This window comes from Listeria ivanovii subsp. ivanovii, from assembly GCF_900187025.1.
GTDB lineage: Bacteria > Bacillota > Bacilli > Lactobacillales > Listeriaceae > Listeria > Listeria ivanovii.
In genome coordinates, this window is record NZ_LT906478.1 from 1341200 (window position 1) to 1367902 (window position 26703).

General features: G+C 37.2%; 25 protein-coding genes, 2 pseudogenes and 1 riboswitch. Of the genes and pseudogenes, 22 read left to right on the forward strand and 5 right to left on the reverse strand.

Annotated features, from left to right (window positions below; genetic code table 11):
* Window positions 1-2: 2 nt before the first annotated feature.
* Window positions 3-1034: a competence type IV pilus assembly protein ComGB gene (gene comGB / locus CKV67_RS06665; RefSeq protein WP_014092731.1), complete on the reverse strand. Its 1032-nt coding sequence runs from the start codon at window positions 1032-1034 to the stop codon at window positions 3-5.
* Window positions 1021-2034, reverse strand: a complete 1014-nt coding sequence (gene comGA / locus CKV67_RS06670; RefSeq protein ID WP_025279918.1) for a competence type IV pilus ATPase ComGA — start codon at window positions 2032-2034, stop codon at window positions 1021-1023. The genes comGB and comGA overlap by 14 nt, the downstream gene beginning before the upstream one ends.
* A gap of 363 nt (window positions 2035-2397) precedes the next feature.
* Window positions 2398-2489, forward strand: a riboswitch (glycine riboswitch).
* A gap of 85 nt (window positions 2490-2574) precedes the next feature.
* Between comGA and gcvT the strand changes: the two genes are divergently transcribed.
* Genes gcvT through gcvPB form a run of 3 tightly spaced genes read left to right on the forward strand, consistent with a single transcriptional unit; the run spans window position 2575 to window position 6482 of the window.
* Window positions 2575-3663 carry a glycine cleavage system aminomethyltransferase GcvT gene (gene gcvT / locus CKV67_RS06675; protein ID WP_014092733.1) on the forward strand — a complete coding sequence of 363 codons (1089 nt, stop codon included), beginning with the start codon at window positions 2575-2577 and terminating at the stop codon, window positions 3661-3663.
* A gap of 15 nt (window positions 3664-3678) precedes the next feature.
* The gene (gene gcvPA / locus CKV67_RS06680) at window positions 3679-5025 is read left to right on the forward strand and encodes an aminomethyl-transferring glycine dehydrogenase subunit GcvPA (protein WP_014092734.1); all 1347 of its coding nucleotides are present in this window, start codon (window positions 3679-3681) and stop codon (window positions 5023-5025) included.
* Entirely contained in the window at window positions 5022-6482 is a 1461-nt protein-coding gene (gcvPB, locus tag CKV67_RS06685; protein ID WP_014092735.1) for an aminomethyl-transferring glycine dehydrogenase subunit GcvPB, read from the forward strand. The genes gcvPA and gcvPB overlap by 4 nt, the downstream gene beginning before the upstream one ends.
* Before the next feature lie 38 nt (window positions 6483-6520).
* On the opposite strand, the gene CKV67_RS06690 is transcribed toward gcvPB, so the two are convergent.
* The 3 genes and pseudogenes from CKV67_RS06690 to CKV67_RS06700 all read right to left on the reverse strand — a co-directional run bounded on the left by CKV67_RS06690 (window position 6521) and on the right by CKV67_RS06700 (window position 8214).
* The gene (locus CKV67_RS06690; RefSeq protein WP_014092736.1) at window positions 6521-6901 is read right to left on the reverse strand and encodes a rhodanese-like domain-containing protein; all 381 of its coding nucleotides are present in this window, start codon (window positions 6899-6901) and stop codon (window positions 6521-6523) included.
* Window positions 6902-6962: 61 nt separating this feature from the next.
* A pseudogene (locus CKV67_RS06695) lies at window positions 6963-7236 on the reverse strand (hypothetical protein).
* Between the two features lie 12 nt (window positions 7237-7248).
* Window positions 7249-8214 carry a DUF1385 domain-containing protein gene (locus tag CKV67_RS06700; RefSeq protein WP_014092738.1) on the reverse strand — a complete coding sequence of 322 codons (966 nt, stop codon included), beginning with the start codon at window positions 8212-8214 and terminating at the stop codon, window positions 7249-7251.
* Between the two features lie 179 nt (window positions 8215-8393).
* Between CKV67_RS06700 and CKV67_RS06705 the strand changes: the two genes are divergently transcribed.
* From CKV67_RS06705 to CKV67_RS06795, 19 genes and pseudogenes are all read left to right on the forward strand, one after another.
* A complete protein-coding gene (locus CKV67_RS06705) occupies window positions 8394-9455 on the forward strand; it encodes a M24 family metallopeptidase (protein ID WP_014092739.1) in 1062 nt (353 codons plus the stop codon).
* A 101-nt stretch (window positions 9456-9556) separates the two neighbouring features.
* Window positions 9557-10114 (forward strand): elongation factor P, encoded by a 558-nt coding sequence (gene efp, locus CKV67_RS06710; RefSeq protein WP_011702170.1) that lies wholly within the window; start codon window positions 9557-9559, stop codon window positions 10112-10114.
* Window positions 10115-10274: 160 nt separating this feature from the next.
* Window positions 10275-10739, forward strand: a complete 465-nt coding sequence (accB, locus tag CKV67_RS06715; RefSeq protein WP_014092740.1) for an acetyl-CoA carboxylase biotin carboxyl carrier protein — start codon at window positions 10275-10277, stop codon at window positions 10737-10739.
* Window positions 10740-10752: 13 nt separating this feature from the next.
* A complete protein-coding gene (gene accC, locus CKV67_RS06720) occupies window positions 10753-12117 on the forward strand; it encodes an acetyl-CoA carboxylase biotin carboxylase subunit (protein WP_014092741.1) in 1365 nt (454 codons plus the stop codon).
* Window positions 12118-12119: 2 nt separating this feature from the next.
* Complete coding sequence (locus CKV67_RS06725; RefSeq protein WP_003747560.1) at window positions 12120-12521, forward strand: Asp23/Gls24 family envelope stress response protein; 402 nt, start codon at window positions 12120-12122, stop codon at window positions 12519-12521.
* A gap of 36 nt (window positions 12522-12557) precedes the next feature.
* Window positions 12558-12944: a transcription antitermination factor NusB gene (gene nusB / locus CKV67_RS06730; protein ID WP_003719633.1), complete on the forward strand. Its 387-nt coding sequence runs from the start codon at window positions 12558-12560 to the stop codon at window positions 12942-12944.
* A 96-nt stretch (window positions 12945-13040) separates the two neighbouring features.
* Window positions 13041-13895, forward strand: a complete 855-nt coding sequence (folD, locus tag CKV67_RS06735; protein ID WP_025279919.1) for a bifunctional methylenetetrahydrofolate dehydrogenase/methenyltetrahydrofolate cyclohydrolase FolD — start codon at window positions 13041-13043, stop codon at window positions 13893-13895.
* Window positions 13896-13913: 18 nt separating this feature from the next.
* A complete protein-coding gene (xseA, locus tag CKV67_RS06740) occupies window positions 13914-15266 on the forward strand; it encodes an exodeoxyribonuclease VII large subunit (protein ID WP_014092744.1) in 1353 nt (450 codons plus the stop codon).
* Entirely contained in the window at window positions 15256-15483 is a 228-nt protein-coding gene (locus tag CKV67_RS06745; protein WP_014092745.1) for an exodeoxyribonuclease VII small subunit, read from the forward strand. The genes xseA and CKV67_RS06745 overlap by 11 nt, the downstream gene beginning before the upstream one ends.
* A gap of 2 nt (window positions 15484-15485) precedes the next feature.
* Complete coding sequence (locus CKV67_RS06750) at window positions 15486-16367, forward strand: polyprenyl synthetase family protein (protein WP_014092746.1); 882 nt, start codon at window positions 15486-15488, stop codon at window positions 16365-16367.
* A gap of 198 nt (window positions 16368-16565) precedes the next feature.
* Entirely contained in the window at window positions 16566-16766 is a 201-nt protein-coding gene (locus CKV67_RS06755; protein ID WP_003719639.1) for a cold-shock protein, read from the forward strand.
* Window positions 16767-16933: 167 nt separating this feature from the next.
* Window positions 16934-18854, forward strand: a pseudogene (dxs, locus tag CKV67_RS06760) (1-deoxy-D-xylulose-5-phosphate synthase).
* A complete protein-coding gene (locus tag CKV67_RS06765; RefSeq protein ID WP_014092748.1) occupies window positions 18851-19675 on the forward strand; it encodes a TlyA family RNA methyltransferase in 825 nt (274 codons plus the stop codon). The pseudogene dxs and the gene CKV67_RS06765 overlap by 4 nt, the downstream one beginning before the upstream one ends.
* A gap of 190 nt (window positions 19676-19865) precedes the next feature.
* Window positions 19866-20315, forward strand: coding sequence for a transcriptional regulator AhrC/ArgR (gene ahrC / locus CKV67_RS06770; protein WP_003719642.1), 450 nt, complete (start codon window positions 19866-19868; stop codon window positions 20313-20315).
* A gap of 22 nt (window positions 20316-20337) precedes the next feature.
* Window positions 20338-22029, forward strand: a complete 1692-nt coding sequence (gene recN, locus CKV67_RS06775; RefSeq protein ID WP_014092749.1) for a DNA repair protein RecN — start codon at window positions 20338-20340, stop codon at window positions 22027-22029.
* A gap of 129 nt (window positions 22030-22158) precedes the next feature.
* Complete coding sequence (locus CKV67_RS06780; protein ID WP_014092750.1) at window positions 22159-23028, forward strand: phosphate acyltransferase; 870 nt, start codon at window positions 22159-22161, stop codon at window positions 23026-23028.
* Between the two features lie 132 nt (window positions 23029-23160).
* Window positions 23161-24228, forward strand: a complete 1068-nt coding sequence (buk, locus tag CKV67_RS06785; protein WP_014092751.1) for a butyrate kinase — start codon at window positions 23161-23163, stop codon at window positions 24226-24228.
* 14 nt (window positions 24229-24242) lie between these two features.
* Window positions 24243-25670, forward strand: a complete 1428-nt coding sequence (lpdA, locus tag CKV67_RS06790) for a dihydrolipoyl dehydrogenase (protein WP_014092752.1) — start codon at window positions 24243-24245, stop codon at window positions 25668-25670.
* A gap of 24 nt (window positions 25671-25694) precedes the next feature.
* Window positions 25695-26690 (forward strand): thiamine pyrophosphate-dependent dehydrogenase E1 component subunit alpha, encoded by a 996-nt coding sequence (locus tag CKV67_RS06795; RefSeq protein WP_014092753.1) that lies wholly within the window; start codon window positions 25695-25697, stop codon window positions 26688-26690.
* Window positions 26691-26703: the final 13 nt, after the last annotated feature.

A 26703-nucleotide genomic window follows, 5' to 3' on the forward strand; every position in this document is an offset into this window, starting at 1 on the left:
CTTTAAATTTGATTTACCATCGAAAACATTGGATATAAAATAGAGAGATAAATGGATATGATTAAAATACCAATAATAATAAATACGACAGGTTGAATAAAAGAGAATAATTTTTCTGTTTTTAGTAAAGCTTTTTGGTGACAAAGATTGTAGTAAAATAGTAATTCTTCGGCTAAACGTCCATTCTTTTCTCTATGAGCAATAATATAATAAAGTTCTTTTTCAAAAATAGGCATTTGTGCTAAGGCTTTTGTTAAAGGGAAACCTTCCTCAAGGGAGGAGAGAATTCGTTTTGCAATTACCTGGAAAAATTGTGGGGAAGACTTACTTTCGAATAATTGCATAATATGAGTAATAGACAATCCGCTTTTTAAAAGATAGCCCATTTCACGCGAAAAAACCTGTGAATAATGAATTCGTGAAAATTGACATATATAAGGAATGCGACAATAAAAATAAGCCCGTTGATAAGCATTTTTTTGCTTTTGCTTTTTGATAAAGAAACGGATGCTTAAAAAAAGCAAAAGCAAGAAGGCTCCTAAAATAATTGGGACTTTTTCTAGTAAAAAATAAGTGAAGCTTGATTCCATTGAACCATTACTAGATAATTGCGCGAATAAAAGCTCGAACTTGGGAAGTAGAAAGATTCGTAGTAAAAAGAAAACTAAAATAACGGTAGAGAACAATACGAGAGGGTATTGGAAAGCTTTTTTTAAAGCAGTTTGTTCCTCTGCTTTTCGCTGCATATGAAGGCCGGTTTCTCGAACTGTTTGAATGAAAAAGCCGTGACTCGTGGCATAGTGAAGTTGAGAACATATAAACTCCGGAAAACCATTTTGTTGAAGTGAATGAGCAAAGGAATTCCCGAGCGAGAGAGAGGCAATAATTTTTTCATAACGAGTATGTTCTTTTGGAGAAGTGATGGTCAAATAGCTAATTGTAGCTTCGAGAGAAAATCCTTTATCGAGTAAACTAGCGGTTCTGATTAAAAACTCGCCATCATCTTTCCAGTTAATCCTTTTAAAAAAAGCCATAAGCAATTTCTTTCTGTTGAATTTCTTGAAGCGTATGTTTAGGCTTAGTTTGTTGTTTATTGGATTGGAAGTAGGACTGAATATTTTGTTTAGATAAAACTTCATAAATAGCGGTTCTTTTCCTTTCCAAATGGCTACAGTTCGGATGACACTTGGGGCCGCAATAAACACAATATAGATGGACTAGTTGTTGAAAACTAATGCCTAGTAAACATTGAGCAAGTTCCTCCTGACTGATACCAAATTCTAGCAATCTTAATAAAACACCGTAAGAATCGCCTGCGTGAACAGTACTTAAAACTAAATGTCCAGTTAATGCGGCACGAATAACCATTTTTGCTGTTTCTTCATCCCTAATTTCTCCAATAATTAAAATATCGGGGTCATGACGAAGAACTGCACGAATCAATGATGCATAGTTTAGATGTGCTTTTTCATTAATTTCAACTTGAAGAAATTCTGGAGAATAATGTTCTACGGGATCTTCAATCGTTATAACCTGAAGTTCGGAATACTTCTTAATAAAAGAAACTAAACTATACATCGAGCTAGATTTCCCGCTGCCGGTGCTACCAGAAAATAAAAACAAGCCGGTTTGATTGGTGCATTGTCGAATAATTTGTTCGGTCAAATGTGGAAAAAGACTAGATTTCATAAACGGAATAGGATTTTTATAACGGAAAATACGCATAACAAGGCTTTCTCGAAAGTCTTTATTTGGAATGGTAGAAAGTCTTAAAGCAACTTTTTCAACAGCCAGTTCTTTTTCATAACTTCCAGATTGCGGCTTTCTTTTTTCGCTTATGTCTAAAGCGGCTTGAAATTTAAGAAAAGAAATTAATTTTTCAGCAGTTTCTCTTGGGAGATAACGGAGTGGGAATAAGGTTCCATGAACTCTTAGACGTAACAAATAACGGTCTTTGAAAGGGTGAATATGAATATCACTTGCATTAATTTTTACTGCTTGAGATAGAATATCATCCATTAATTTTTGTGGCATAACAACCTCCTTACAAGTCATATTCTGCATACTTCTTTTAAATCCTTTGTTAGATTTTTTTCACAAAAAATAAAAAAGTGTTTTTATGGAGGTGAAATTAAAACTTAGCTACTAAATTTAAATAAAAATATCTTTTTCAATGAGTAATTCTGGCAAAAAAACTTTTTTTCTTTTAAGCTGTTTTCACAATCTTTGTGCACAGAGTCACATGCGTATGATTATACTGAATAAATACAATAAAACCCTTACATTCCGAACTAATATCTAAATTTAAGAATTTCTAGGGATAAAAACTAATTATTTGCCGAACAATAGAACTCATGATAAGCTATAGAAAAGGCAAATACATAATCGAATTAGCGGGTGAATGTAAACAGAGAGACTGCAAAAATGCAGCGCCGACGGGGAAAGCATTTAGATGTGAAACTCTCAGGCAAAAGGATGTTTACGGGACGCAACTCTGGAGGTACTTTTGTTTCACGACAGGGCTTATGAATCATATAAGCCTTTTTGCTATGTGAAAAAAAGGAGGATATAAATATGACAGAATTATTAAAAACACCGATTCATCCACTTTATGAAAAGTATGGAGCGAAAACCATTGATTTTGGTGGATGGGACTTACCTGTTCAATTTTCTGGTATTAAAGCAGAACATGAAGCCGTGCGAACGAATGCAGGGCTATTTGATGTATCTCATATGGGAGAAATCTTTGTGGAAGGCGCTGAAAGTACAGCATATTTACAATACTTGTTATCAAATGACATAGAAAAAATAAAAATAGGCAAAGCGCAGTATAACATTATGTGTTACGAAAATGGTGGCACAGTAGATGATTTAGTTGTTTATAGATTATCAGAGACTAAGTACTTACTAGTTGTCAATGCAGCAAATACAGAAAAAGATTATGACTGGATAGTAAAAAACATTAAGGGTGATGTTACTGTCTCCAATGTTTCTTCCAAGTATGGGCAATTAGCACTTCAAGGTCCTGATGCGGAAAAAATACTTACTAAATTAACTAATGTTGATTTGAGCGCGATTAGTTTCTTTGGTTTTGTAGAAGATGCGGATATCGCAGGTGTAAAAACAATTATTTCTCGGAGCGGTTATACTGGCGAAGATGGATTTGAAATTTACATGCCAAGTGAGGATGCTACCAAAGTATTTGAAGCTATTATGGCAGAAGAAGTATTGCCAATTGGTTTAGGTGCTCGAGATACACTACGTTTAGAAGCAGTACTTGCGCTATACGGTCAAGAATTAAGCAAAGATATTACACCACTTGAAGCAGGGCTTAATTTTGCTGTGAAATTAAAAAAAGAAGCTGATTTTATCGGGAAAGAAGCCCTTATTAAACAAAAAGAAGCAGGTTTGACTCGAAAATTAGTCGGAATTGAATTAATTGAACGAGGAATACCACGTCATGATTATCCAGTATTTCTAAATGGAAAAGAAATTGGGGTAGTTACTTCAGGAACGCAATCGCCGACACTTGGAACCAATATTGGCCTAGCTTTAATAGACATAGCGCACACAGAACTTGGACAAGAAGTAGAAATAGGTATCCGGAATAAAAAAATAAAAGCTAAAGTAGTGGCAACACCATTTTATAAACGTGCAAAGTAAAAAGGAGGAAATGAAATGGCAAAACATCGTTATTTACCAATGACGGAACAAGATGAAAAAGAGATGCTTGATACAATTGGAGTAGCATCAATTGATGATTTATTTCAAGATATTCCAGAAAAAATTAGATTTAAAAGAGACTATAATTTAAAACCGGCGAAATCAGAACCAGCATTACTACGAGAATTATCCAAACTTGCTTCTAAAAATGCAAATACAACTGAATATACCTCATTTTTAGGAGCTGGTGTATATAGCCATTATATTCCTACAGTAGTGGATCATGTGATTTCTCGGTCTGAATTTTATACAGCATACACTCCCTATCAACCAGAAATCTCGCAAGGGGAATTACAAGCCATTTTTGAATTTCAAACGATGATTGCTGAATTAACGGGAATGGATTTAGCGAATTCTTCGATGTATGACGGTGGAACAGCACTTGCAGAAGCAGCGATGTTAGCAAGTGGACATACGAAGCGTAAAAAAATACTTATTTCAGGAGCAGTCCATCCAGAAAGCATCAATGTATTGAAAACATATGCTTCTGGACAACATATTGAAGTAGAAGTGATACCAGAATTAGATGGTAAGACAGATATGGATGCACTAAAAAAGGCACTTACAGATGATATTGCTGGATTTGCTGTACAATATCCCAATTTTTATGGTCAAGTAGAACCATTAGCAGAAATGGAGAAGTTAATTCACGAAAATAATTCATTGTTACTTGTTTCTAGTAATCCACTTGCGCTTGGTTTACTTACGCCACCAGGGGAATTTGGTGCAGATATTGTTGTTGGTGATTCACAAGTCTTCGGTATCCCAGAGTCTTTTGGTGGACCTCACTGCGGATTCTTTGCCGTAACCAATAAATTAGTGCGAAAAGTACCTGGTAGACTTGTTGGGGAGACAGTGGATGAAAACGGAAAACGTGGTTACGTATTAACATTACAAGCGCGAGAACAACATATTCGTCGAGATAAAGCTACTTCTAACATATGCTCAAACCAAGCTTTGAATGCTCTTGCATCATCGGTTGCAATGGCAACATTAGGGAAAGTAGGTTTACCTGAAATGGCAAAACAAAACTTAGATAAATCTCATTATGCCAAACAAAAATTCCAAAAAAGTGGATTTGAAGTTTTATTTTCAGATAGTTTTTTCAATGAATTTGTCATCAAGCTTTCGAAACCAATCAAAGAAGTTAATGAAGCACTTTTAGATGAAGGAATTATTGGAGGATATGACCTTGGATTTTACGATGCTAAATACGAAAATCATATGCTTGTTGCAGTAACAGAGATGCGTACAAAAGAAGAAATTGATGCCTTTGTGGCAAGTTTGGAGGGTGTAAAATGAATTTAGAAGAGACAATGCCGCTAGTTTTTGAGCGCTCTATCCCGGGGCGAATTGGATTTAGTTTACCAGAAAGTAACGTGCCCGAAACAAAAGCGACTGATTACTTTGATCCAACATATATTCGTTCTACACCAGCTGATTTACCTGAATTAAGCGAGCTAGAAATTATGCGACATTATACGAATTTATCTAATCATAATTTTGGTGTGGACTCTGGTTTCTATCCATTAGGTTCTTGTACAATGAAATATAATCCAAAAATCAATGAGAAAGTTGCGCGGTTCCCAGGGTTTGCTAATATTCATCCCAACCAGCCTGAAAGTTCTGTTCAAGGAGCACTTGAACTATTATATGATCTGCAAACGAGTTTAGTCGAAATTACTGGGATGGATGAAGTGACACTACAACCAGCTGCAGGAGCGCATGGGGAGTGGACAGGACTGATGCTAATTCGTGCTTTCCATGAAAAAAATGGTGACACAAAGCGGACGAAAGTAATTATTCCAGACTCTGCACATGGTACTAATCCTGCATCTGCTGCAGTAGCTGGCTTTGACGTAGTAACGGTCAAGTCGAACGAAAAAGGTCTTGTGGATGTTAATGATCTAAAAAAAGTAGTAGGCGATGACACAGCTGCACTAATGCTTACTAACCCGAATACACTTGGTTTATTTGAAAAAGATATTGTTGAAATGGCTGAAATAGTTCATGAAGCTGGTGGTAAATTATACTATGATGGTGCGAATTTAAACGCAATTATGGCAAAGGTTAGACCGGGTGATATGGGGTTTGATGTCGTCCACTTAAATCTTCACAAAACATTCACCGGTCCTCATGGTGGAGGTGGCCCTGGATCTGGTCCAATCGGTGTGAAGAAGGACTTAATACCATTTTTACCAACGCCGGTACTTACTAAAAAAGATAATTTTTACACATTTGATTACAATTATCCAGAATCTATCGGTCGTGTGAAGCCATACTATGGTAACTTTGGGATTAATGTCCGTGCTTATACTTACATTCGGACAATGGGACCAGATGGATTGAAACTCGTAACAGAGTATGCGGTTCTAAACGCTAATTATATGATGCGCAAATTACAACAGGCATATGATTTACCGTTTGATCAAGTATGTAAGCATGAGTTCGTTTTAAGTGGTAATAGACAGAAAAAACTTGGTGTTCGCACAATCGATATTGCTAAACGTTTGTTAGATCATAATTTCCACCCACCTACTGTTTATTTTCCACTGATTGTTGGAGAAGCGATTATGATTGAGCCAACTGAAACAGAATCTAAAGAAACTCTAGACTCATTTATTGATACGATGTTAAAAATAGCGAAAGAAGCAGAAGAAAATCCGGAAATTGTCCAAGAAGCGCCACATAGTACTTATGTGAAACGACTAGACGAAACCCGGGCTGCTAGAAAACCAGTGCTACGTTATCAAAAATAAGCTAAAAAAACCTTGCCGCAATGCTGCGGCAAGGTTTTTTATTTAGCTTTTGTTTTACCTTTCCATTTACGGAAGCCGCCTTTAAGTTGGTAAACGTTATGATAACCACGTTTGTATAGCATGATTGCTGCACGGTTACTACGTTGAGCAGTTTGGCAATATAGGTAAACTGGTAAATCTTGGCGAATCTCTGTCGTACGGTTTTTCATTTGTGTTACTGGAATATTTCTAGCTCCAAGAATATGACCAGCATCGAATTCGTTTGGCTCACGAACGTCAATTAATTGCGCTTTGCGATAACCTTGCTTAAATTCTTCCTCTGTTAAAACTTTTACTGCTTTGCGACGCATTACAAACTGGTAAATTTCATATGCTAAAAGAATAACCAGAATAGTAATCGCTATAATCCAACTAATCAATTGTGTAAACCCCTTTCATCCTGAAAACTGCTTTTTATAAAGCATCCTTTTCTATTATAACTTATTTTTTGCCACCATCAATCACTTTGAAGGAAGATTTTCGTTTTTTCTTTGTTTTTTTCTTATCTGCATGTAGATTTTTGGATTGTTTTACTGCTTTTTGATAATTACTGTCGGTTTTTTTTATTAGATAGAAGTCGGAAAATCAAGGTGAAAATGATGGTTCCAATTAAAAGAGAGACTGCGAGGATGAAAAAAGATTTAAAATCACCCATCAAAAGACCAATTCCCACAAGGACGAGTAAAAAGATTACTATCAGCGGATATTTTTTCAATCGAACCAACTCCTATTCTAAAAGTTCCAGATTATCAGATTCATCATTGTTCGCAGGAGCTCCTTCTTTTTCAATACGTAACAACTCATTGAAAGAAGCAATCGCCACTTCTACTTGATCATTAGCAGGTTCTTTAGTTGTAAGTAGTTGCAGCCATAAACCAGGAACGCCTAAATATTTAAGCACAGGAATATTTCGACATTTATTTGTTAGTTGTAAAACTTCAAAAGCAACACCGAGCACAACTGGAATAAGCAAAATCCGGTCAACCACACGAAGCCAAAGCGGGTCAGTAGGGACGAGCAAATAAATAAACATACCTACAATGACCGTAAATAAAATAAAACTACTACCGCAACGATAGTGTAACCGAGACTGTTTTTGAACGTTTTCGACAGTTAACGGTAAATTTTGTTCATAACAATTAATCACTTTATGCTCAGAACCGTGATATTGAAAAACACGTTTGATTATCGGCGTCTGGGAAACAGCAAAAATGTAAGTCAACAAGAGAATCAATTTAAAAAAGCTTTCTAAAAAGACTTGTGCAGTGTCTCCTGGAACTATCGGGCGAAATAATTCTGCTAAAAATACAGGGATAAGTGTCATAACGAATTTGGCGAATACAAATGATAAAATACCAATCACCGCAACCCCTAACCACATGGCTACTTTCGATTCTTTTTTTTCAATTTTTTTCTCTTCTTCTGGATTATTTGGATCTTCATCGTAACGGTCCGTTGCAAATGCTAAATGCTTGGAACCAATCGCGCTAGATTCAATTAAAGCAACGATTCCGCGTAAAAAAGGAATTTTTTTAAGTCGCATCACCCAAACAGGGCTATTCTTTTGTAAATAAAAATACTCTAATGAACCATCTATACGTCTGACGGCTGTTACAGTTTGTTTTTTACCACCAAACATGACACCTTCAACAACCGCTTGTCCTCCATATGATGGTACGTTTTGTTTGCTCAAATTTTTCACCAGCCTATTCATGTGTACTAATATGTTATTTTACGCTAAAAACTGTTTTTCGTATAGCAGCAAACATCTAAAAAAAGTTATTTTTTGTAAATTATGATAAAATAGTTTCGAACGTGTCGAGTAATACCTATTTTGCCCGCCTAAAATTTGAAAAAAGTGGAGGAATTAAAATGTCTAAATTAACTAAAATTCAAGAAACACTTGGAAAAGAAAAGATTGAAGCCGTTCTTGTCACAAGTGAATTTAATAGAAGGTATGTATCTGGTTTTACAGGAACTAGTGGTGTAGCGCTAATTTTACCAGAAAAAGCATATTTTGTGACTGACTTCCGATATACAGAACAAGCCGCAAAACAAGCAGAAGGATATGAAATTGTAAAGCATGAAGGACCGATTTTTGATACAGTAGAGGAATTGTTATCCCAAAATGCGACTAAAACATTACATTTTGAAGCAGATTATGTGACTGTTTCTGAATTTAAACAAATGGAACGTGTATTTAGTCGTGAATTAATCCCATTTACTGGCTTTTTTGAAGAAATGCGTAAAGTGAAAACCGCAAGCGAATTAAGAGCGATTCGTACAGCTTGTGATATTGCCGATGCAGCCTTTGCTCATATTATTAAATTCATTAAACCAGGTATGGCAGAAATAGAAGTATCTAATGAGTTAGAATTCTTTATGAGACGTGCTGGAGCAACATCCTCTTCTTTCGATACGATTGTCGCTTCAGGTCTTCGTTCTGCACTTCCACATGGCGTTGCTTCCAATAAAAAAATCGAAGTTGGCGATTTTGTTACTATGGACTACGGTTGTTATTATGATGGTTATTGTTCTGATATGACAAGAACAATTGCAGTTGGGAAACCGGCAGAAAAACTAAAAGAAATTTATCAAATTACATTGGATGCACAATTAAAAGTAATTGATAGCTTAAAACCGGGGATTACCGGAATTGAAGCAGATGCGATTGCTCGTGATTATATCGCTTCATTTGGTTATGGTGATGCATTTGGTCATTCGCTCGGCCATGGTATCGGTCTCGAAATTCATGAAGGGCCTAATTTATCATTTAAAAGCCCTCAAAAGCTAGAAGTAGGGCATGTGGTTACAGATGAGCCAGGAATTTATTTACCAGGAATCGGCGGCGTGAGAATTGAAGATGATTTATTGATTACTGAAACAGGTAATGAAATTTTAATCCATTCACCAAAAGAATTAATTATTTTATAAAATTCCTTTGTAACTTTGCGTGTTTTATGGTTAAATAAGGAAGAATGAGCAGATTTAAGATGCTCCAATAAAGATACTTTGCAATTTACAGGAGGAAAAACATGATTTCAGTAAATGACTTTAAAACAGGGTTAACGATAGAAGTAGATAATGGAATTTGGCGCGTGCTAGATTTCCAACATGTAAAACCTGGAAAAGGAGCAGCATTCGTACGTTCTAAATTGCGTAACCTTCGTACTGGTGCAATCCAAGAAAAAACATTCCGCGGTGGCGAAAAAGTAGCTAAAGCACAAATTGATAACCGTAAAATGGCTTACTTATACGCAGACGGCTCCAATCATGTTTTCATGGACAATGAGTCTTATGAACAAATTGAGCTTCCAGAAGACCAAATTGCGCATGAGCTTAAATTCTTAAAAGAAAATATGGAAATTAATATTATCATGTATCAAGGAGAAACAATCGGGATTGATTTACCAAATACGGTTGAATTGGTTGTTACTGCAACCGATCCGGGAATTAAAGGTGATACTTCTTCTGGTGGTTCTAAGCCAGCAACACTAGAAACTGGACTTGTTGTACAAGTACCGTTTTTCGTGAACGAAGGAGATAAATTAGTTATTAATACAACCGAAGCAGCATATGTTTCTCGGGCGTAAGAAAGAAGCATTTATTACAGCTGGAGTTAATTCTTCAGCTGTTTTTTCTGTCTGTTAGCGCTTCCCGCACCCCTTTTGAATAAAAAGTATGGTACAATAAAAGCAATGCGTGATTCATGCAATTTTATATTTTTAGTTATTATTAAGGAGTGTAAATGATATGTTATCAATAGATGAAATTAAACAGCTAATAGAGCTGATTGACGAGTCAACCCTCGATGAATTTGAATTAGAAACAAAGGATAGTAAGATTTTACTTAAAAAGAACAAAGTGATAGCAACTACAGCAATTAGCGAAGCACCAGTAGCTATTCCAACAGTTCAAGCACCAGCAGTAGAGCAAACACAGATGCCACAAGTAGAGACAAACGCAGCAGATACGAACTTAGAATTAATCACTTCCCCAATGGTTGGGACTTTTTATGCATCAGCGTCACCTGGAGATGCCGATTTTGTTAGTGTTGGTTCCAAGGTTTCTGCACAATCAGTTGTATGTATTGTAGAAGCAATGAAATTATTCAACGAAATCACTGCGGATATCGACGGTGAAATTGCAGAAATCTTAGTATCTAGTGGTGAGTTAGTCGAATTTGGACAACCACTTTTCAAAGTTAGAAAAAAATAAGGGGTCGAAAAATATGATTAAAAAAGTACTGGTAGCGAACCGTGGAGAAATCGCTGTCCGTATCATTCGCGCTGCAAAAGAGCTTGGAGTGGAGACAGTTGCGATATATTCGGAAGCAGATAGAGAAGCACTACATATTCAGCTAGCGGATGAAGCTTATTGTGTAGGTCCCGCGGCAACAAAAGATAGTTATTTAAATATGTCAAACATTATTAGTGTAGCTGTTTTAACAAACTGTGATGCCATTCATCCGGGTTATGGCTTTTTAGCTGAAAATGCGGATTTTGCAGAGCTTTGTGAAGACTGCAATATTACCTTTATCGGACCAAGTGCTGCTGCTATATCTCAAATGGGGACGAAAGACGTGGCCCGTGAAACAATGCGTAAAGCTGGTGTTCCAATTGTCCCTGGTTCACAAGGGATTGTAGCCGACGTCGAGGATGGTAAAAAAATCGCCAAAAAAATCGGTTATCCGGTCATCATTAAAGCAACAGCCGGTGGTGGGGGTAAAGGTATCCGAGTAGCTGAAAATGAAGAAAAATTGATTTCTGGTATTCAAACTACCCAACAAGAAGCGGAAGCCGCATTTGGTGATCCCGGTGTCTATTTAGAAAAATATATTCAAGATTTTCGTCACGTCGAAATTCAAGTACTTGCTGATAACCATGGCAATGTAATTCATTTAGGAGAACGTGATTGTAGTATTCAACGTCGGTTGCAAAAGCTAATCGAGGAATCCCCGTCACCTGCTATTGATGAAAAAACTCGCCAAAAAATGGGTAAAGCTGCTGTGAAAGCTGCAAAAGCCGTGAATTATTCAGGCGCTGGTACGATTGAATTTATCTTTGATCACCATGAAAATAATTTCTACTTTATGGAAATGAATACGCGTATCCAAGTAGAACATCCTGTCACAGAACTTGTAACAGGAATTGATTTAGTTAAACAACAATTTTTAGTAGCTTCAGGAGAAGAACTGAAAATTAAACAATCGGATGTAAAATTAACTGGTTGGGCAATGGAATGTCGGATTAATGCCGAAAACCCGGAGAAAAACTTTATGCCCGCGCCAGGAGAAATCAAATTTTATCTTCCACCAGGTGGCTTAGGAGTTCGAATTGATTCGGCAGCTTATCCTAATTATAAAATCCCACCATATTATGATTCGATGATTGCAAAAGTAATTTGTTATGCAGAAACTCGCGAAGAAGTTGTTCAAAAAATGAAGCGAGCATTGTCCGAGTTTGCGATTGATGGCATTCCTTCGACAATCCCATTCCATTTACATGTATTAGACAATGATGTATTTTTGTCAGGAGACTTCAATACGAAATTCTTGGAGCAAAATGATGTAATGAATCTTTCTAAGGAGGGCTAAAAATGGCTTACACAAAAGATTTACGTAAACAAAATGATGCACCGCTTGGTAAAATCGAGATTGCACCTGAAGTAATTGGCGTAATTGCTGGACTTGCTGCAAGTGAAATCGAAAATGTAGCCTATATGCAAGGTGGCTTTGCGACAGAAATGCGTGAAAAATTCAGTGGAGCAGTTAACTATCGTAAAGGTGTAAAAGTCGAATTAACTGAAGAAGGTATTCTAATCGAGCTTTATTGTTCTGTCTTATTTGGCGCAACTATTCCACTTGTTGCTCAAAATATTCAAGATGCAGTTAGAGATACGATTTATAATATGACTGGACTAAACGTACTTGAAATTAATGTGCATATCGTTGGAGTCCAATTTGAAAAAACAGAAACACTTTCCTTCGATGATTTTTAACAATAAAATTCAAGGAAAAAAAGGAGCAGCTTTAACATGAAAAGAAGAGAAGCGCGCGAGAAAGCACTTCAAGCATTATTCCAAATTGAACTAAATGAAATGTCACTTGATCAAGCAATTAAAAATATCATGGAAGACGAGCAAGATGATTACATGGAGAAATTAGTCGAAGGTGTTATGGCGAATAAAGCGGAGATTGATGCTATTATTGAGCCTAATTTAGACAATTGGCGCATGGATCGTTTGAGTAAAGTAGATTTATCTTTGCTTCGGCTTAGTGTATATGAAATAAATTACTTGAGTGATGTGCCAAATCGAGTTAGTCTAAACGAATCCATCGAAATTGCAAAAATTTACAGCGATGAAAAATCAAGTAAATTTATTAATGGCGTATTAGCTAATATTGCACCTGAAGATAAATAAACTTGACTGAGTGCGAGGAATCATCTCCTTGCACTCCCTTATTTCGCAATTTTTTAAGATAAAACTTGGAAATGTAACTTTAAGGGGGCAATAAGCATGGGACAAATTATTGATGGTAAAAAATTAGCAAAAGAAATTCAAGAAAATGTAACAACTGAGGTAGCTGAACTCGTAAAAACTGGTAAAAAACCGGGACTTGCAGTAGTACTTGTAGGCGATAATCAAGCATCTCGTACATATGTAAGAAATAAACAAAAACGGACAGAAGAAGCGGGAATGAAATCCGTTTTGATTGAGCTTCCTGAAACGGTGTCCGAAGAAAAGTTACTCGAAGTAGTAGAAGAGCTAAATACAGATGATACTATCCACGGTATTTTAGTACAATTACCATTGCCAAAACATATCTCCGAAGAAAAAGTTATTGATACTATCAGTTATGACAAAGATGTTGATGGTTTTCATCCTGTGAATGTGGGAAATTTATTCATCGGAAAAGATTCGTTTGTTCCTTGTACACCAGCAGGAATTATCGAATTAATTAAATCAACCGGAACTCCAATAGAAGGAAAACGGGCAGTTGTTATCGGCAGAAGTAATATCGTTGGTAAACCAGTAGCACAATTATTACTAAATGAAAATGCGACGGTAACAATAGCGCACAGTCGGACGAAAGACTTGCCAGAAGTTGCTAAAGAAGCAGATATACTTGTAGTTGCAACAGGTCTTGCCAAATTTGTAAAGAAAAATTATATTAAATCAGGTGCGGTTGTCATTGATGTTGGTATGGACCGCGATGAAAATAATAAATTATGTGGTGATGTTGATTTTGATGATGTAGTAGATGTAGCTGGTTTCATTACACCAGTTCCAGGCGGGGTTGGCCCAATGACTATCACGATGTTACTCGCTAATACATTAAAAGCAGCAAAACGAATTTGGAAGATGAATTGATTAATTGGATGTGAAATGATGGAACAAGATAAATATTTGACGGTAGCAGCTATAACCAAATACATCGAAAAAAAATTCGAAGTAGATCCGTATATGAAACAAGTTTTTGTACGCGGAGAAATTTCTAATTTAAAACAACCTGCAAGCGGCCATCTATATTTCACCGTAAAAGATGAGTTTGCGATGCTTCGTTCTGTTATGTTTCAAAAAGCAGTTCAAAAAATTGGTTTTGTACCCGAAGATGGAATGAATGTTCTCATCACTGGTCGAATCGGTGTTTTTACAAAAGCTGGGCGTTACCAGTTTTATGCAGAACATATGGAACCTGATGGCATCGGAGCACTTTATATTCAATTAGAACAATTAAAATCACAATTGGAAAAGGAAGGACTTTTTGCGGAATCGCATAAAAAAGTGCTTCCTTCTTTCCCTTCCAAAGTAGCAGTTGTTACATCGAAAACTGGCGCAGCGGTGCGGGATATATTGACGACCATTCATCGTAGAATGCCTTCTGTAGAAGTGATTGTTTATCCAACGATTGTTCAAGGTGACAAAGCAGCTCAAAAAATTGTCGAGAATATCGGACGTATTAACCAACGAAATGATATTGATGTGATGATTATTGGACGTGGCGGTGGATCATTAGAAGAACTTTGGGCATTTAATGAGGAGCCAGTTGTACGAGCAGTTTATGATTCAGATGTTCCCGTCATTTCTGCAGTTGGTCATGAAACAGACTTTGCATTAAGCGATTTCTCGGCCGATGTTCGAGCTGCAACACCAACTGCAGCGGCGGAATTAGCTGTTCCAGATTATCGCGATTTAGAAGAACGGCTAGCAGAACGAAAATATCGTTTGCTTGCTGTAACCAGGCAATTACTCGAACGAAAAGAACGCAAACTGGAACAATTGAAGCAGCATTTAATTCTTAATGGTCCAAAACATCAGCTAGAGCAACAAATGGAGCGAACGGATTATTTTTCCGAACGATTAAAAAGTGCTTTTGCTAAACAAGTGCTACTAAAACAAACGACTTTTAACCGGCTGAATGATCGACTAAACTATTATCATCCCGAAAAAGAAATTGCTTTGCAAAAAGAACAATTAATATTACGTAGAACAGCACTTGATAAAGCAATAAAGCAACAGCTAAAAGATAAGAAGCAGTCTTTTGTTAGACAAGTAGAAGCATTAGAATATCTAAGTCCGCTTGCTTTATTGAAGCGAGGGTTTGGAGTAACCTATAAAGAAAAAAAGCTAGTTAAATCTGTAGAGCAGTTAGAAGTTGGCGATAATATTCAAGTGAAAATGCAAGGTGGACAAATTGATGCCTTAATTACAGCGAAGGAGGAAGAGGCTAGTGGCAACTAAAAAAAAGAGTTTTGAAGAAGCAATTGCAGAATTAGAAACGATTGTTGAAGCATTAGAGAATGGTACTGCATCTTTAGAAGATTCCCTTGATATGTATCAAAAAGGAATTGAACTAACTAAGTTGTGTCAAGATAAATTACAAACGGCCGAAAAACGAATGGCAAAAGTAGTCACAGATGCAGGAGAAGAAATTCCTTTTGAAGCGGATGGTGAATAAATTTGCAAGATTTGAGCCTTTTTTTAGAACATTATAAAAAAGTGATGGATGAGTCGCTTTTTACTGAGATAAATAAGCGAAATATCGAACCAAAATTAAAAGAATCTATGCTATATTCTGTACAAGCTGGTGGAAAGCGCATTCGACCAATGCTTGTTTTTGCGACGTTGCAAGCTTTAAATACAGATCCGATGCTTGGCGTGAAAACCGCTACTGCTCTCGAAATGATTCATACGTATAGTTTAATTCATGATGATCTACCAGCAATGGATAACGATGACTATCGTCGCGGGAAATGGACCAATCATAAAGTATACGGTGATGCAACCGCTATTTTGGCAGGTGATGCTTTGTTAACCCTCGCTTTTTCTGTTTTAGCAGAAGATGCAAATTTGACTTTCGAAACGAGAATCGCTTTAATTAGTGAACTTAGTTTTAGTAGCGGGGCAGAAGGAATGGTCGGTGGTCAACAGGCAGATATGGAAGCAGAAAATAATCAAGTCACATTAGAAGAATTAGCCTCTATCCATGCAAGAAAAACCGGTGAATTATTAATTTTTGCAGTTACTTCTGCTGCTAAAATTGCCGAAGCGACACCAGAGCAAACAAAACGATTACGAATTTTTGCGGAAAACATTGGAGTTGGTTTTCAAATTAGCGATGATATTTTGGATGTCATTGGAGATGAAATGAAAATGGGTAAAAAGACAGGGGGGGATGCTTTTCTGAATAAAAGTACCTATCCTGGATTACTCACGTTAGATGGCGCTAAAAGGGCATTAAACGAGCATGTTTCAATAGCGAAGTTAGCGCTTTCAGGACACGGTTTTGATGATATCATTCTACTTAAACTTGCTGATTTAATCGCATTTAGAGAAAATTAATCATAATTATCTAGTAATTTCAAAAATTTTTCACAAGTATAAATCAAATTGATTTGCTTTTCCTAAAATATCGTGTTATACTAATGTAAGATTATTTTTGTGGGTGAAAGATACGATTGTGAACAACTTTCCATCTCGTGCCGTTAAGCAAGAATAGTAAATAATTAGTGTGCATAACACACGAGGAGGAACATGAACATGGAACAAGGTACAGTAAAATGGTTTAACGCAGAAAAAGGATTTGGTTTTATCGAACGCGAAAACGGTGACGATGTATTCGTACATTTCAGCGCTATCCAAGGCGACGGATTCAAATCTTTAGACGAAGGTCAAGCAGTAACTTTCGACGTTGAAGAAGGCCAACGCGGACCTCAAGCAGCTAACGTTCAAAAAGCGTAATTCTATTTTTTGAATAAGAAAAAGCAAATCATTTCGGTGATTTGCTTTTTTATTTGTCTAAAATCACTTTTCCTTGTTTGGTATAACGAGAATTGTTTGCTATAATAAGAACAATTAAATTAGAAAAAAGATTACGTTTGCGCTTCTAGTGAGCGATTCTTTGGAAAGTGAGTTGTTTTTATTTTGGATCTTTTAAAAATAAAGGGTCCTTCCTTTATCAAACAATTGGATATAAAAGAATTAGAAGCACTTGCAGCAGATATTCGCGCATTTTTAATTACTTCTACATCGAATTCGGGTGGGCATATTGGTCCAAACCTCGGCGTTGTAGAACTAACGATTGCACTTCATTATACTTTTACAAGTCCAAAAGATAAATTTATTTGGGATGTTGGGCATCAATCTTATGTGCATAAAATCCTGACAGGAAGGGCGAGTAAGTTTGAAACATTGCGGCAGCATGGTGGCTTAGATGGTTTTCCGAAAAGAAAAGAGTCCAAGCATGATGTGTTTGAAACTGGCCATAGTTCGACTTCTCTTTCAGCAGCCGCTGGAATGGTTATTGCAAGGGATATAAAACAAGAAGGTTTCTATGTGATTCCTGTGATTGGAGACGGAGCATTAACCGGTGGGATGGCGCTTGAAGCTCTCAATCATATTGGAGACATGGGTAAAGATATGATTGTTATTTTGAATGATAATGACATGTCCATTGCACCAAACGTAGGCGCACTTCAAAGTGTACTCAGAAAATTAAGGAAGTCAGATAAATTTAATCCTACAAGGAAAGAGTTAGACAAAATGATTCGGAAAGTACCAACTACTGGTGAGGAACTGGCCGATGCAACTGAAAAAATAAAAGATAGTGTGAAGCATTTACTTGTCGAGGGAACTTTTTTTGAAGAATTAGGCTTTATGTACCTTGGACCTGTGGATGGACATAATTTGCAAGATATCATCACTCATTTAGAGATTGCTAAAAGAATAAAAGGGCCTGTATTGCTCCATATCGTCACAAAAAAAGGAAAAGGGTATCAGCCGGCCGAATTAGATGAACGTGGAACCTGGCATGGTACAGGGCCATATAAAGTCGAAACTGGAAGCTTTATTAAGCCAGTTGTATCTGCACCATCATGGAGCTCGATTATTAGTAAAGAGTTAATGCGTCTGGCGGCAGAAGATGAAAGAATCGTGGCAATTACACCTGCAATGCCTGTTGGTTCGAAGTTAGAAAAATTTGCAGCAGCGTTTCCCGAGCGCTTTTTCGATGTGGGGATAGCGGAGCAGCACGCGACGACTATGGCGGCTGGATTAGCCATACAAGGTATGAAACCTTTTTTGGCCATTTATTCCACTTTTTTACAAAGGGCCTATGATCAAGTCGTGCATGATGTTTGTCGTCAAAAATTAAATGTCATATTTGGGATTGATCGTGCCGGACTTGTTGGCGCTGATGGGGAAACGCATCAAGGTGTTTTTGATATTTCCTTTTTGAGCAGTATTCCAAATATGATTATTACCATGCCAAAAGATGAAGCGGAAGCCAAGCAATTGATGGACACTGCTTTTGCTTATGATAAAGGACCGATAGCGATACGTTATCCGCGAGGCAATGGTCCTGGAGTGAAACCGAATTTATCTACGGAACTGATACCAATTGGTGAATGGGAGACGGTTATCGAGCCAGTAGATGCAGTGATTTTAACTTTTGGTCCGACTGTTCCATTGGCACTCGAGGCAGCTAAACGACTTTCAGCTGCCGGAAAACAAGTAGGGGTCATCAATGCTCGCTTCATCAAACCACTCGACGAAGCGTTGTTACATCAAATTATGCAATTAAACATTCCAATTTTAACTGTGGAAGAATCCTTGTTAAAAGGCGGATTTGGCGCTAGTGTGTTAGAATTTATGGAATTGAATAATTATACTAATCTTAGTTTACATCGGATTGGTTTTCCAGATGCATTTATCCATCATGGTTCTGTAAAATTAATACTTGAATCATATGGTATATCTGAATCTGGCATTGTATTAAAAATAAATGAAATGCTCGCACAAAGCGAGAAGTTAAGGGCGAAGAGACTATGACAATAAAAAAAGAGCGAGCAGACATTCTGCTAGTAGACAAAGGATTATTTGAAACAAGAGAAAAAGCGAAACGTGCGATTATGGCGGGTATAGTTTACCGAAAAGAAGAGCGTGTTGATAAACCAGGAGAAAAAATTCCGGTGGATAGTGAGCTTCAAGTTAAAGGTAAACAAATGCCATATGTCAGTCGTGGCGGCCTTAAATTAGAAAAAGCTTTAGAAGTATTTGAGTTTGATGTTAAAGATAAATTAATGCTTGATATCGGGGCTTCTACCGGTGGATTTACGGACTGTGCTCTGCAAAATGGAGCAAGACATTCCTATGCACTTGATGTCGGTTATAATCAGCTTGCATGGAAATTACGTAATGATGATCGTGTTACTGTTATGGAACGAACTAATTTTCGTCACGTTACTCCAGCTGATTTTACAGAAGGGTTAGCCGATTTTGCGACGATTGATGTCTCGTTTATTTCTTTAAAATTAATCTTGCCTGTGCTTAGAACTGTTCTTGTAACAGGCGGCGATGTCATGACTTTGATTAAGCCACAATTTGAAGCTGGTCGAGAACAGGTTGGGAAAAAAGGGATTATTCGTGATCCAGCAGTACATCAATCAGTTGTAGAGCATATAGTTCAATTTGCACTAGATAACGGTTATGATTTAATGGGACTGGATTATTCACCGATTACAGGTGGGGAAGGGAACATCGAATTTATTGCTCACCTAAAATGGACAGGTGAAGCAACCGGGACAAATCAGTTATCTTCTGATGCAATAACCCAACTTGTTTCTAAAGCACATAAAAAACTAGATAAATAATGTATACCGGAAAGCAGAGATGTTTTCTGGTTTTTGCTTTTATCATGCGAGTTTGGCTCATTCAGCCATGTATTTTCGATGTATAAAGTATTAAAGCAATATTTCTTGCATAATTTTGCACTAATTCCGTGACTTTATGCGTTTTTTCGGATAAGATGTAAGTAGAAAATTATCGTGAGGTGAAGAAGGAATGAATAAAGGTCATCGTCATATTATTATTCGAGAATTGATTACATCTAATGAGATTGACACGCAAGAAGATTTAGTAGAACTTCTATTAGAACGCGATGTTAAAGTCACCCAGGCAACCGTTTCCCGTGATATTAAAGAACTTCATCTTGTCAAAGTTCCAACACAAACGGGTGGCTATAAGTATAGTTTACCTGCCGATAATAGCTTTAATCCACATCAAAAACTAAAACGCACATTAATTGACTGCTTTATTGGCATCGATACTGTGCAATTTATGATTATTTTAAAAGTAATGCCAGGAAATGGGAATTCTGTTGGTGCGCTAATAGATAACCTGGACTGGCCAGAAAAAGCAGGAACCCTGTGCGGAGACGATACCTGCCTGATTATTTGTCGCTCGGAAGAAAATGCAAAAACATTAACAGATCGTTTTATAGATATGCTTTAAAAATGGTTGGAGGTGAATGATATTGCTTCAAGAAATGACAATTAAAAACTTTGCTATCATCGAATCGCTGTCTTTGAGTTTCAGGGAAGGGATGACAGTATTAACGGGGGAGACCGGCGCAGGTAAATCAATTATTATTGATGCGCTTGGTCTTCTTGTTGGCGGGCGCGGCTCCACAGATTTTATTCGTCACGGCGAAGAACGACTCGAATTACAAGGGCTATTTGCACTAGCAGAAGATAATTTGGCGTGCCGAGATGCGCTTTTGGAACATGGAATAGATGCAACAGATGATATGGTTGTTTTAGAACGCAGCTTATTTCGGTCAGGTAAAAATAGTTGTCGGATTAACGGCAAGTTGGTTACTACCGTGTTACTTCGTCAAATAGGTTCTAAATTAATTGATATCCATAGCCAACATGAACACCAAGAACTAATGAATGAGGAATTCCATTTATCATTGCTAGATCGTTTTGCTGCTGATAAAATCAAACCAGCGTTAACGAAATACCAAGCGAAATTTAAAGAGTACCAATCCATTTCAAAAGAATGGCAAAATTGGACGAAAAATGAACGTGAACTTGCGCAACGTCTTGATATGCTCCGTTTTCAACAAAAAGAAATCGAAAATGCTAATTTACAAGCCGGTGAAGAAGATCGTTTACTAGAACAAAAAAATATTCTAGCTAATTTTGAAAAATTAAATGAAAACTTACAAGGTGCTTATACAGCCATTCAGGGTGAGCCAGGTGGACTTGAGTTTATTGGAGAAGCGATGCGCCAGATGGATTCCGCTGCCAGTATTCATACGGATTATAAAGCAGTTAGTGAAGCAATTTCATCTAGTTATTATATGTTAGAAGATAGTATGAGCCAAATTAGGCAATCACTCGATCAATTAGAGTTTCAACCAGAAGAACTTAACCAAATCGAATCACGCCTAAATGATCTCAACCAATTGAAACGCAAGTATGGCAAAACAATTGAAGATATCATTCACTACGAACAAGAAATTAGTAGTGAAATGGAGAAGTTAACAGATAGTGAGTCACATGTTGGTCACTTAGAAACCAAACTAGCCAACTTAAAGGCGGAACTTACAAAACAAGCAGCCATATTAACTGACATCCGTAAAAAGGCGGCGACGACACTAGAAAAACAAATTAAACAAGAACTAAACCAACTTTATATGGAAAAAGCGATTTTTAGCGTTCGTTTTGAAACAGAAAAAATGGAATTGACAGAAACAGGACAAGATAGCATCGTTTTTTATATGTCTACCAACCCTGGCGAACCGTTAAAACCACTTGCGAAAATTGCTTCAGGTGGAGAATTGTCCCGGATGATGTTAGCTCTTAAAACCATTTTCTCTAGACACCAAGGAATCACCTCAATTATTTTTGATGAAGTTGATACAGGTGTAAGTGGTCGTGTTGGTCAAGCGATTGCAGAGAAAATTTATGCTGTTTCCGTTGGCTCACAAGTTCTTTGCATCAGTCATTTGCCACAAGTTGCTGCAATGGCTAACCATCATTATTACATCACCAAAAAAGTTCAAAACAAACGTACAACGACTTCAGTTACTATCCTAACAGGTGATGAAAAAGTAGAAGAAATTAGCCGAATGATTGCAGGGATTGAAGTGACAGAACTAACTAAACAACATGCAAAAGAAATGATCGAACAAGCGGAAAAAGTAAAAGAAACTTATTAAAAAAACGAAATTGCTTGCATATCGAATAGTTTTTGCTTAAAATGAATAAGGTAATAAATTATTACCTGGTCATAAAAACAACTACTAATTTCGAAATGCGGCTTTTTTGCGCGAAAAAGGAGTTATTTTATGACAAAAAACAGATTTTTTTCAGAGAAAGTAGAAACTAGTTCTTTCGTTTTTGCAGTAGCCGGTGCGGATGATGAAGTAGTTTTAGAAACAATTCGTTTGGCATTGAAACAAAAGTTAGGTAAGTTCTTATTATTTGGGAAAAATGAAGACAAAACTCTAACGGCAAATGAAGAAGTTACTTGGATTCAAGCAGATACAGCTGAAGAAGTAGCTCAAGGTGCCATTTTAGCAGTAAAAAACAAAGAAGCAGATATTTTGGTGAAAGGGTTTATTCCGACAGCTACTTTAATGCATCATGTGTTAAAAAAAGAAAATGGACTTAGAACCGGAAATTTACTAAGCCAGATTGCTATTTTCGATATCCCGACATATCATAAACCGCTATTATTAACGGATTGCGCAATGAATGTCGCACCAGAAACGAAAGAGAAAATAGCTATTACTGAAAATGCAGTAAGTACTGCAAATAAAATTGGTATATGGAATCCAAAAATCGTTTTGCTAAGCGCAGTGGAAGAGATCACAGATAAAATGACTTCTACGGTTGAAGCAAATGAAGTAGTTAATCATTTTGGGGATACGTTAGCAATTGCTGGACCGCTCGCACTTGATGTAGCCATTTCCAAAGAAGCAGCTCTTCATAAAGGCATCAAAAGCAGTGTAGCGGGAGAAGCTGATATTTTGATTGCACCGAATATAGAAACTGGTAACGTACTTTATAAATCACTTGTTTATTTTGCGGGTGCTAGAGTGGGAAGTGCTATCGTTGGAGCAAAAGTGCCAATTGTTATCTCTTCTAGAAATGATACTCCTGAAAATAAATTAGCTTCATTTATACTAACTGTCAGAATGGTTGGAAAAAGATGAAATAATGTGAATAGACGGACTTTAACAATCTGAATGCAAAGGCTTTTATTTGATTAGAGCCTACGTGTTACAATAGTCTTTGGGAAAATGATAACCATAACATTTTTCACAATTAAATTTGGAGGAAATCAAATGTCTTTTGATGTTTTGACAATAAATCCTGGTTCCACTTCCACAAAACTTGCTGTCTATCAAGGCGACAAATTACTTTTTGAAGAAACAATCAGACACGGAATGCAAGAACTAGCCAATTTTAATAATGTGCAAGAACAATTTGATTTTAGATGGCAAGTGTTGCGACGAGTGATTAATGCGTTTGGTTATGCTGTGGAAAATTTAGATGCAGTAGTTGGTCGCGGGGGATTACTTCGGCCGGTTGCTGGTGGTACATATAAAGTCACTGAAAAGATGATAGCAGATTTAGAAGTTAATAAATACGGTGAACATGCTTCTAATCTTGGAGCAATGCTAGCCAAGAAATTAGCAGATAGTCTTGATATTCCAAGCTTCATTGTTGATCCAGTGGTAGTCGATGAAATGCAACCGATTGCGAGATTTTCTGGAAATGAGCTTATTGAGAGAAAAAGTATTTTTCACGCATTAAATCATAAAGCAGCTGGACGAAAAATTGCTAAACAATTGGGCTCTGATTACGAAAAAATGAATTTTGTTATCGCGCATCTCGGTGGTGGGATTTCTGTTGCTGCACATAAGCAAGGCAAAGCAGTAGATGTGAACAATGCCTTAGATGGTGATGGTCCTTTTAGCCCTGAACGATCAGGTTCATTACCAATGAATGATTTTTTGGAAGCGTGTTTTAGTGGGAACTGGACAAAACGAGAACTGCACGATTTGATAGTAGGTCGTGGTGGTATAATTTCTTATCTAGGAACGAATAGCATGTTAGATGTAGAAGCAAAAGTGCAAGCTGGTGACGAAAAAGCAGTAGACGTATTCGATGCGATGGCATATCAAGTTAGTAAAGAAATCGGTGCTTGTTCCGTCGTATTAAAAGGAAAAGTAGATGCGATTATCTTAACTGGCGGACTCGCTCGAAGCAAACTTTTTACAAATAAAGTTATCGAACAAACAAGTTGGATAACCAATGTCATTATAGAGCCTGGAGAAGATGAGTTAGAAGCTCTAAATAGCGGTGTTCAGCGGGTACTTGCAGGTATAGAAAAAGAAAAAGCTTATTAAAAGGAGGAGATAATGTGGCAACAGAATATGATGTAGTTATTCTTGGCGGAGGAACTGGCGGATATGTCGCAGCAATCCAAGCCGCAAAAAATGGTCAAAAAGTCGCTGTCGTTGAAAAAGGGAAAATTGGCGGAACCTGTCTTCACCGTGGCTGTATCCCAACAAAAGCATTATTACGTTCGGCGGAAGTTTTGCAAACAGTGAAAAAAGCAAGTGAATTTGGTATTACGGTCGAAGGAAATGCCGGAATTAATTTTTTACAAGCACAAACAAGAAAGCAAGCAATTGTGGATCAATTAGAAAAAGGTATCCATCAATTATTTAAACAAGGAAAAATCGATTTATTTGTTGGAACGGGAACTATTTTAGGTCCATCTATATTTTCTCCAACTGCAGGGACTGTTTCTGTCGAGTTCGAGGATGGTTCTGAAAATGAAATGCTAATTCCGAAAAACCTAATTATTGCAACAGGTTCGAAACCGCGCACGCTTGACGGCCTTACAATTGATGAAGAAAATGTATTATCTTCAGACGGCGCACTTAACCTAGAAACTTTACCAAAATCAATTATTATTGTTGGTGGGGGAGTTATCGGAATGGAATGGGCCTCGATGATGCATGATTTCGGTGTAGAAGTAACTGTTCTGGAATATGCGGACAGAATTTTACCAACCGAGGATAAAGAGGTAGCGAAAGAATTAGCAAGACTTTATAAAAAGAAAAAATTAACTATGCATACATCTGCTGAAGTTCAAGCAGCAAGTTATAAAAAAACCGAAACAGGAGTCCAAATTAGTGCAACAATCAAAGGCGAGGAGCAAACTTTCGCAGCAGACAAAATTCTTGTTTCTGTAGGGCGTTCCGCTAATACGGAAAATATTGGTTTACAAAATACAGATATTACTACTGAAAATGGTTTTATTAAAGTAAACGATTTTTACCAAACAAAAGAAAGCCATATTTATGCAATTGGTGACTGTATCCCGACAATTCAACTTGCGCATGTCGCCATGGAAGAAGGTACTATCGCTGCCAATCATATTGCCGGAAAAGCAACTGAAATACTAGATTATGATTTAGTTCCGCGTTGTATCTATACTTCAACAGAAATTGCAAGCGTTGGTATTACGGAAGAACAAGCAAAAGAACGTGGCTATCACATCAAAAAAGGTAAATTTTTCTTCCGAGGTATCGGAAAAGCATTAGTTTACGGTGAGTCAGATGGTTTCATCAAAATCATTGCCGATAAAGATACAGAAGATATTCTTGGTGTCAGTATGATTGGACCTCACGTAACTGATATGATTAGTGAAGCAGCACTTGCACAAGTATTAAATGCGACCCCGTGGGAAGTAGGAAATACCATTCACCCGCACCCAACTTTATCAGAAAGTTTTAGAGAGGCTGCCCTTGCTGTGGATGGCAATGCAATTCACGGTTAATACAGCTTTAAAGGAGGAACAAAAATGACTTTAAAAGAAGCAGGTTTAACAGAAGATAAATTATTAAAAATGTATGAAACGATGTTAATGGCTAGACGACTTGACGAACGTATGTGGCTACTCAATCGTTCTGGGAAAATCCCTTTTACGATTTCCGGACAAGGACAAGAAACGGCACAAATTGGCGCCGCGTTTGCTTTTGATTCAGAAAAAGATTATGCCTTACCATATTACCGTGATTTAGCTGTTGTTTTAGCTTTTGGTATGACAGCAAAAGACATTATGCTATCTGCTTTTGCGAAAGCGGAGGATCCTAACTCAGGTGGTCGTCAAATGCCAGCGCACTTTGGTCAAAAGGCAAATCGTATTGTGACACAAAGTTCACCAGTAACAACACAGTTTCCACATGCTGCTGGTATAGGCCTTGCTGCAAAAATGGCCAACGATCCAGTCGCGATTTACGCTTCAACAGGAGAAGGTTCCTCTAACCAAGGAGATTTCCATGAAGGAATCAACTTTGCCTCTGTACATAAGTTGCCGGTTGTTTTCGTCATTCATAACAATAAATACGCTATCTCTGTTCCAGCATCTAAACAATATGCAGCAGAAAAACTTTCGGACCGAGCAATTGGTTACGGAATTCCTGGCGAGCGTGTAGATGGAACCAATATGGGAGAAGTTTACGCTGCATTTAAACGCGCAGTTGATCGAGCAAGAAATGGGGAAGGTCCTACCTTAATCGAGACTGTTTCCTACCGTTTCACGCCTCACTCCTCTGATGACGACGACAGTAGCTACCGTTCAAAATCAGAAGTGGCTGAAGCAAAAGAAAAAGACCCATTGAAGATTTTTGAAAAAGAACTTGTTGATGAAGGCTATCTAACTGAAGAAAAAATTGCTGAAATCGAAAAGAACATTTCGAAAGAAGTAAATGAAGCAACAGATTACGCGGAAAGTGCAGCATACGCAGAGCCAGAATCATCTTTACTTTATGTATACGATGAAGAAGCGAATAGCTGATTAGGAGGGAATT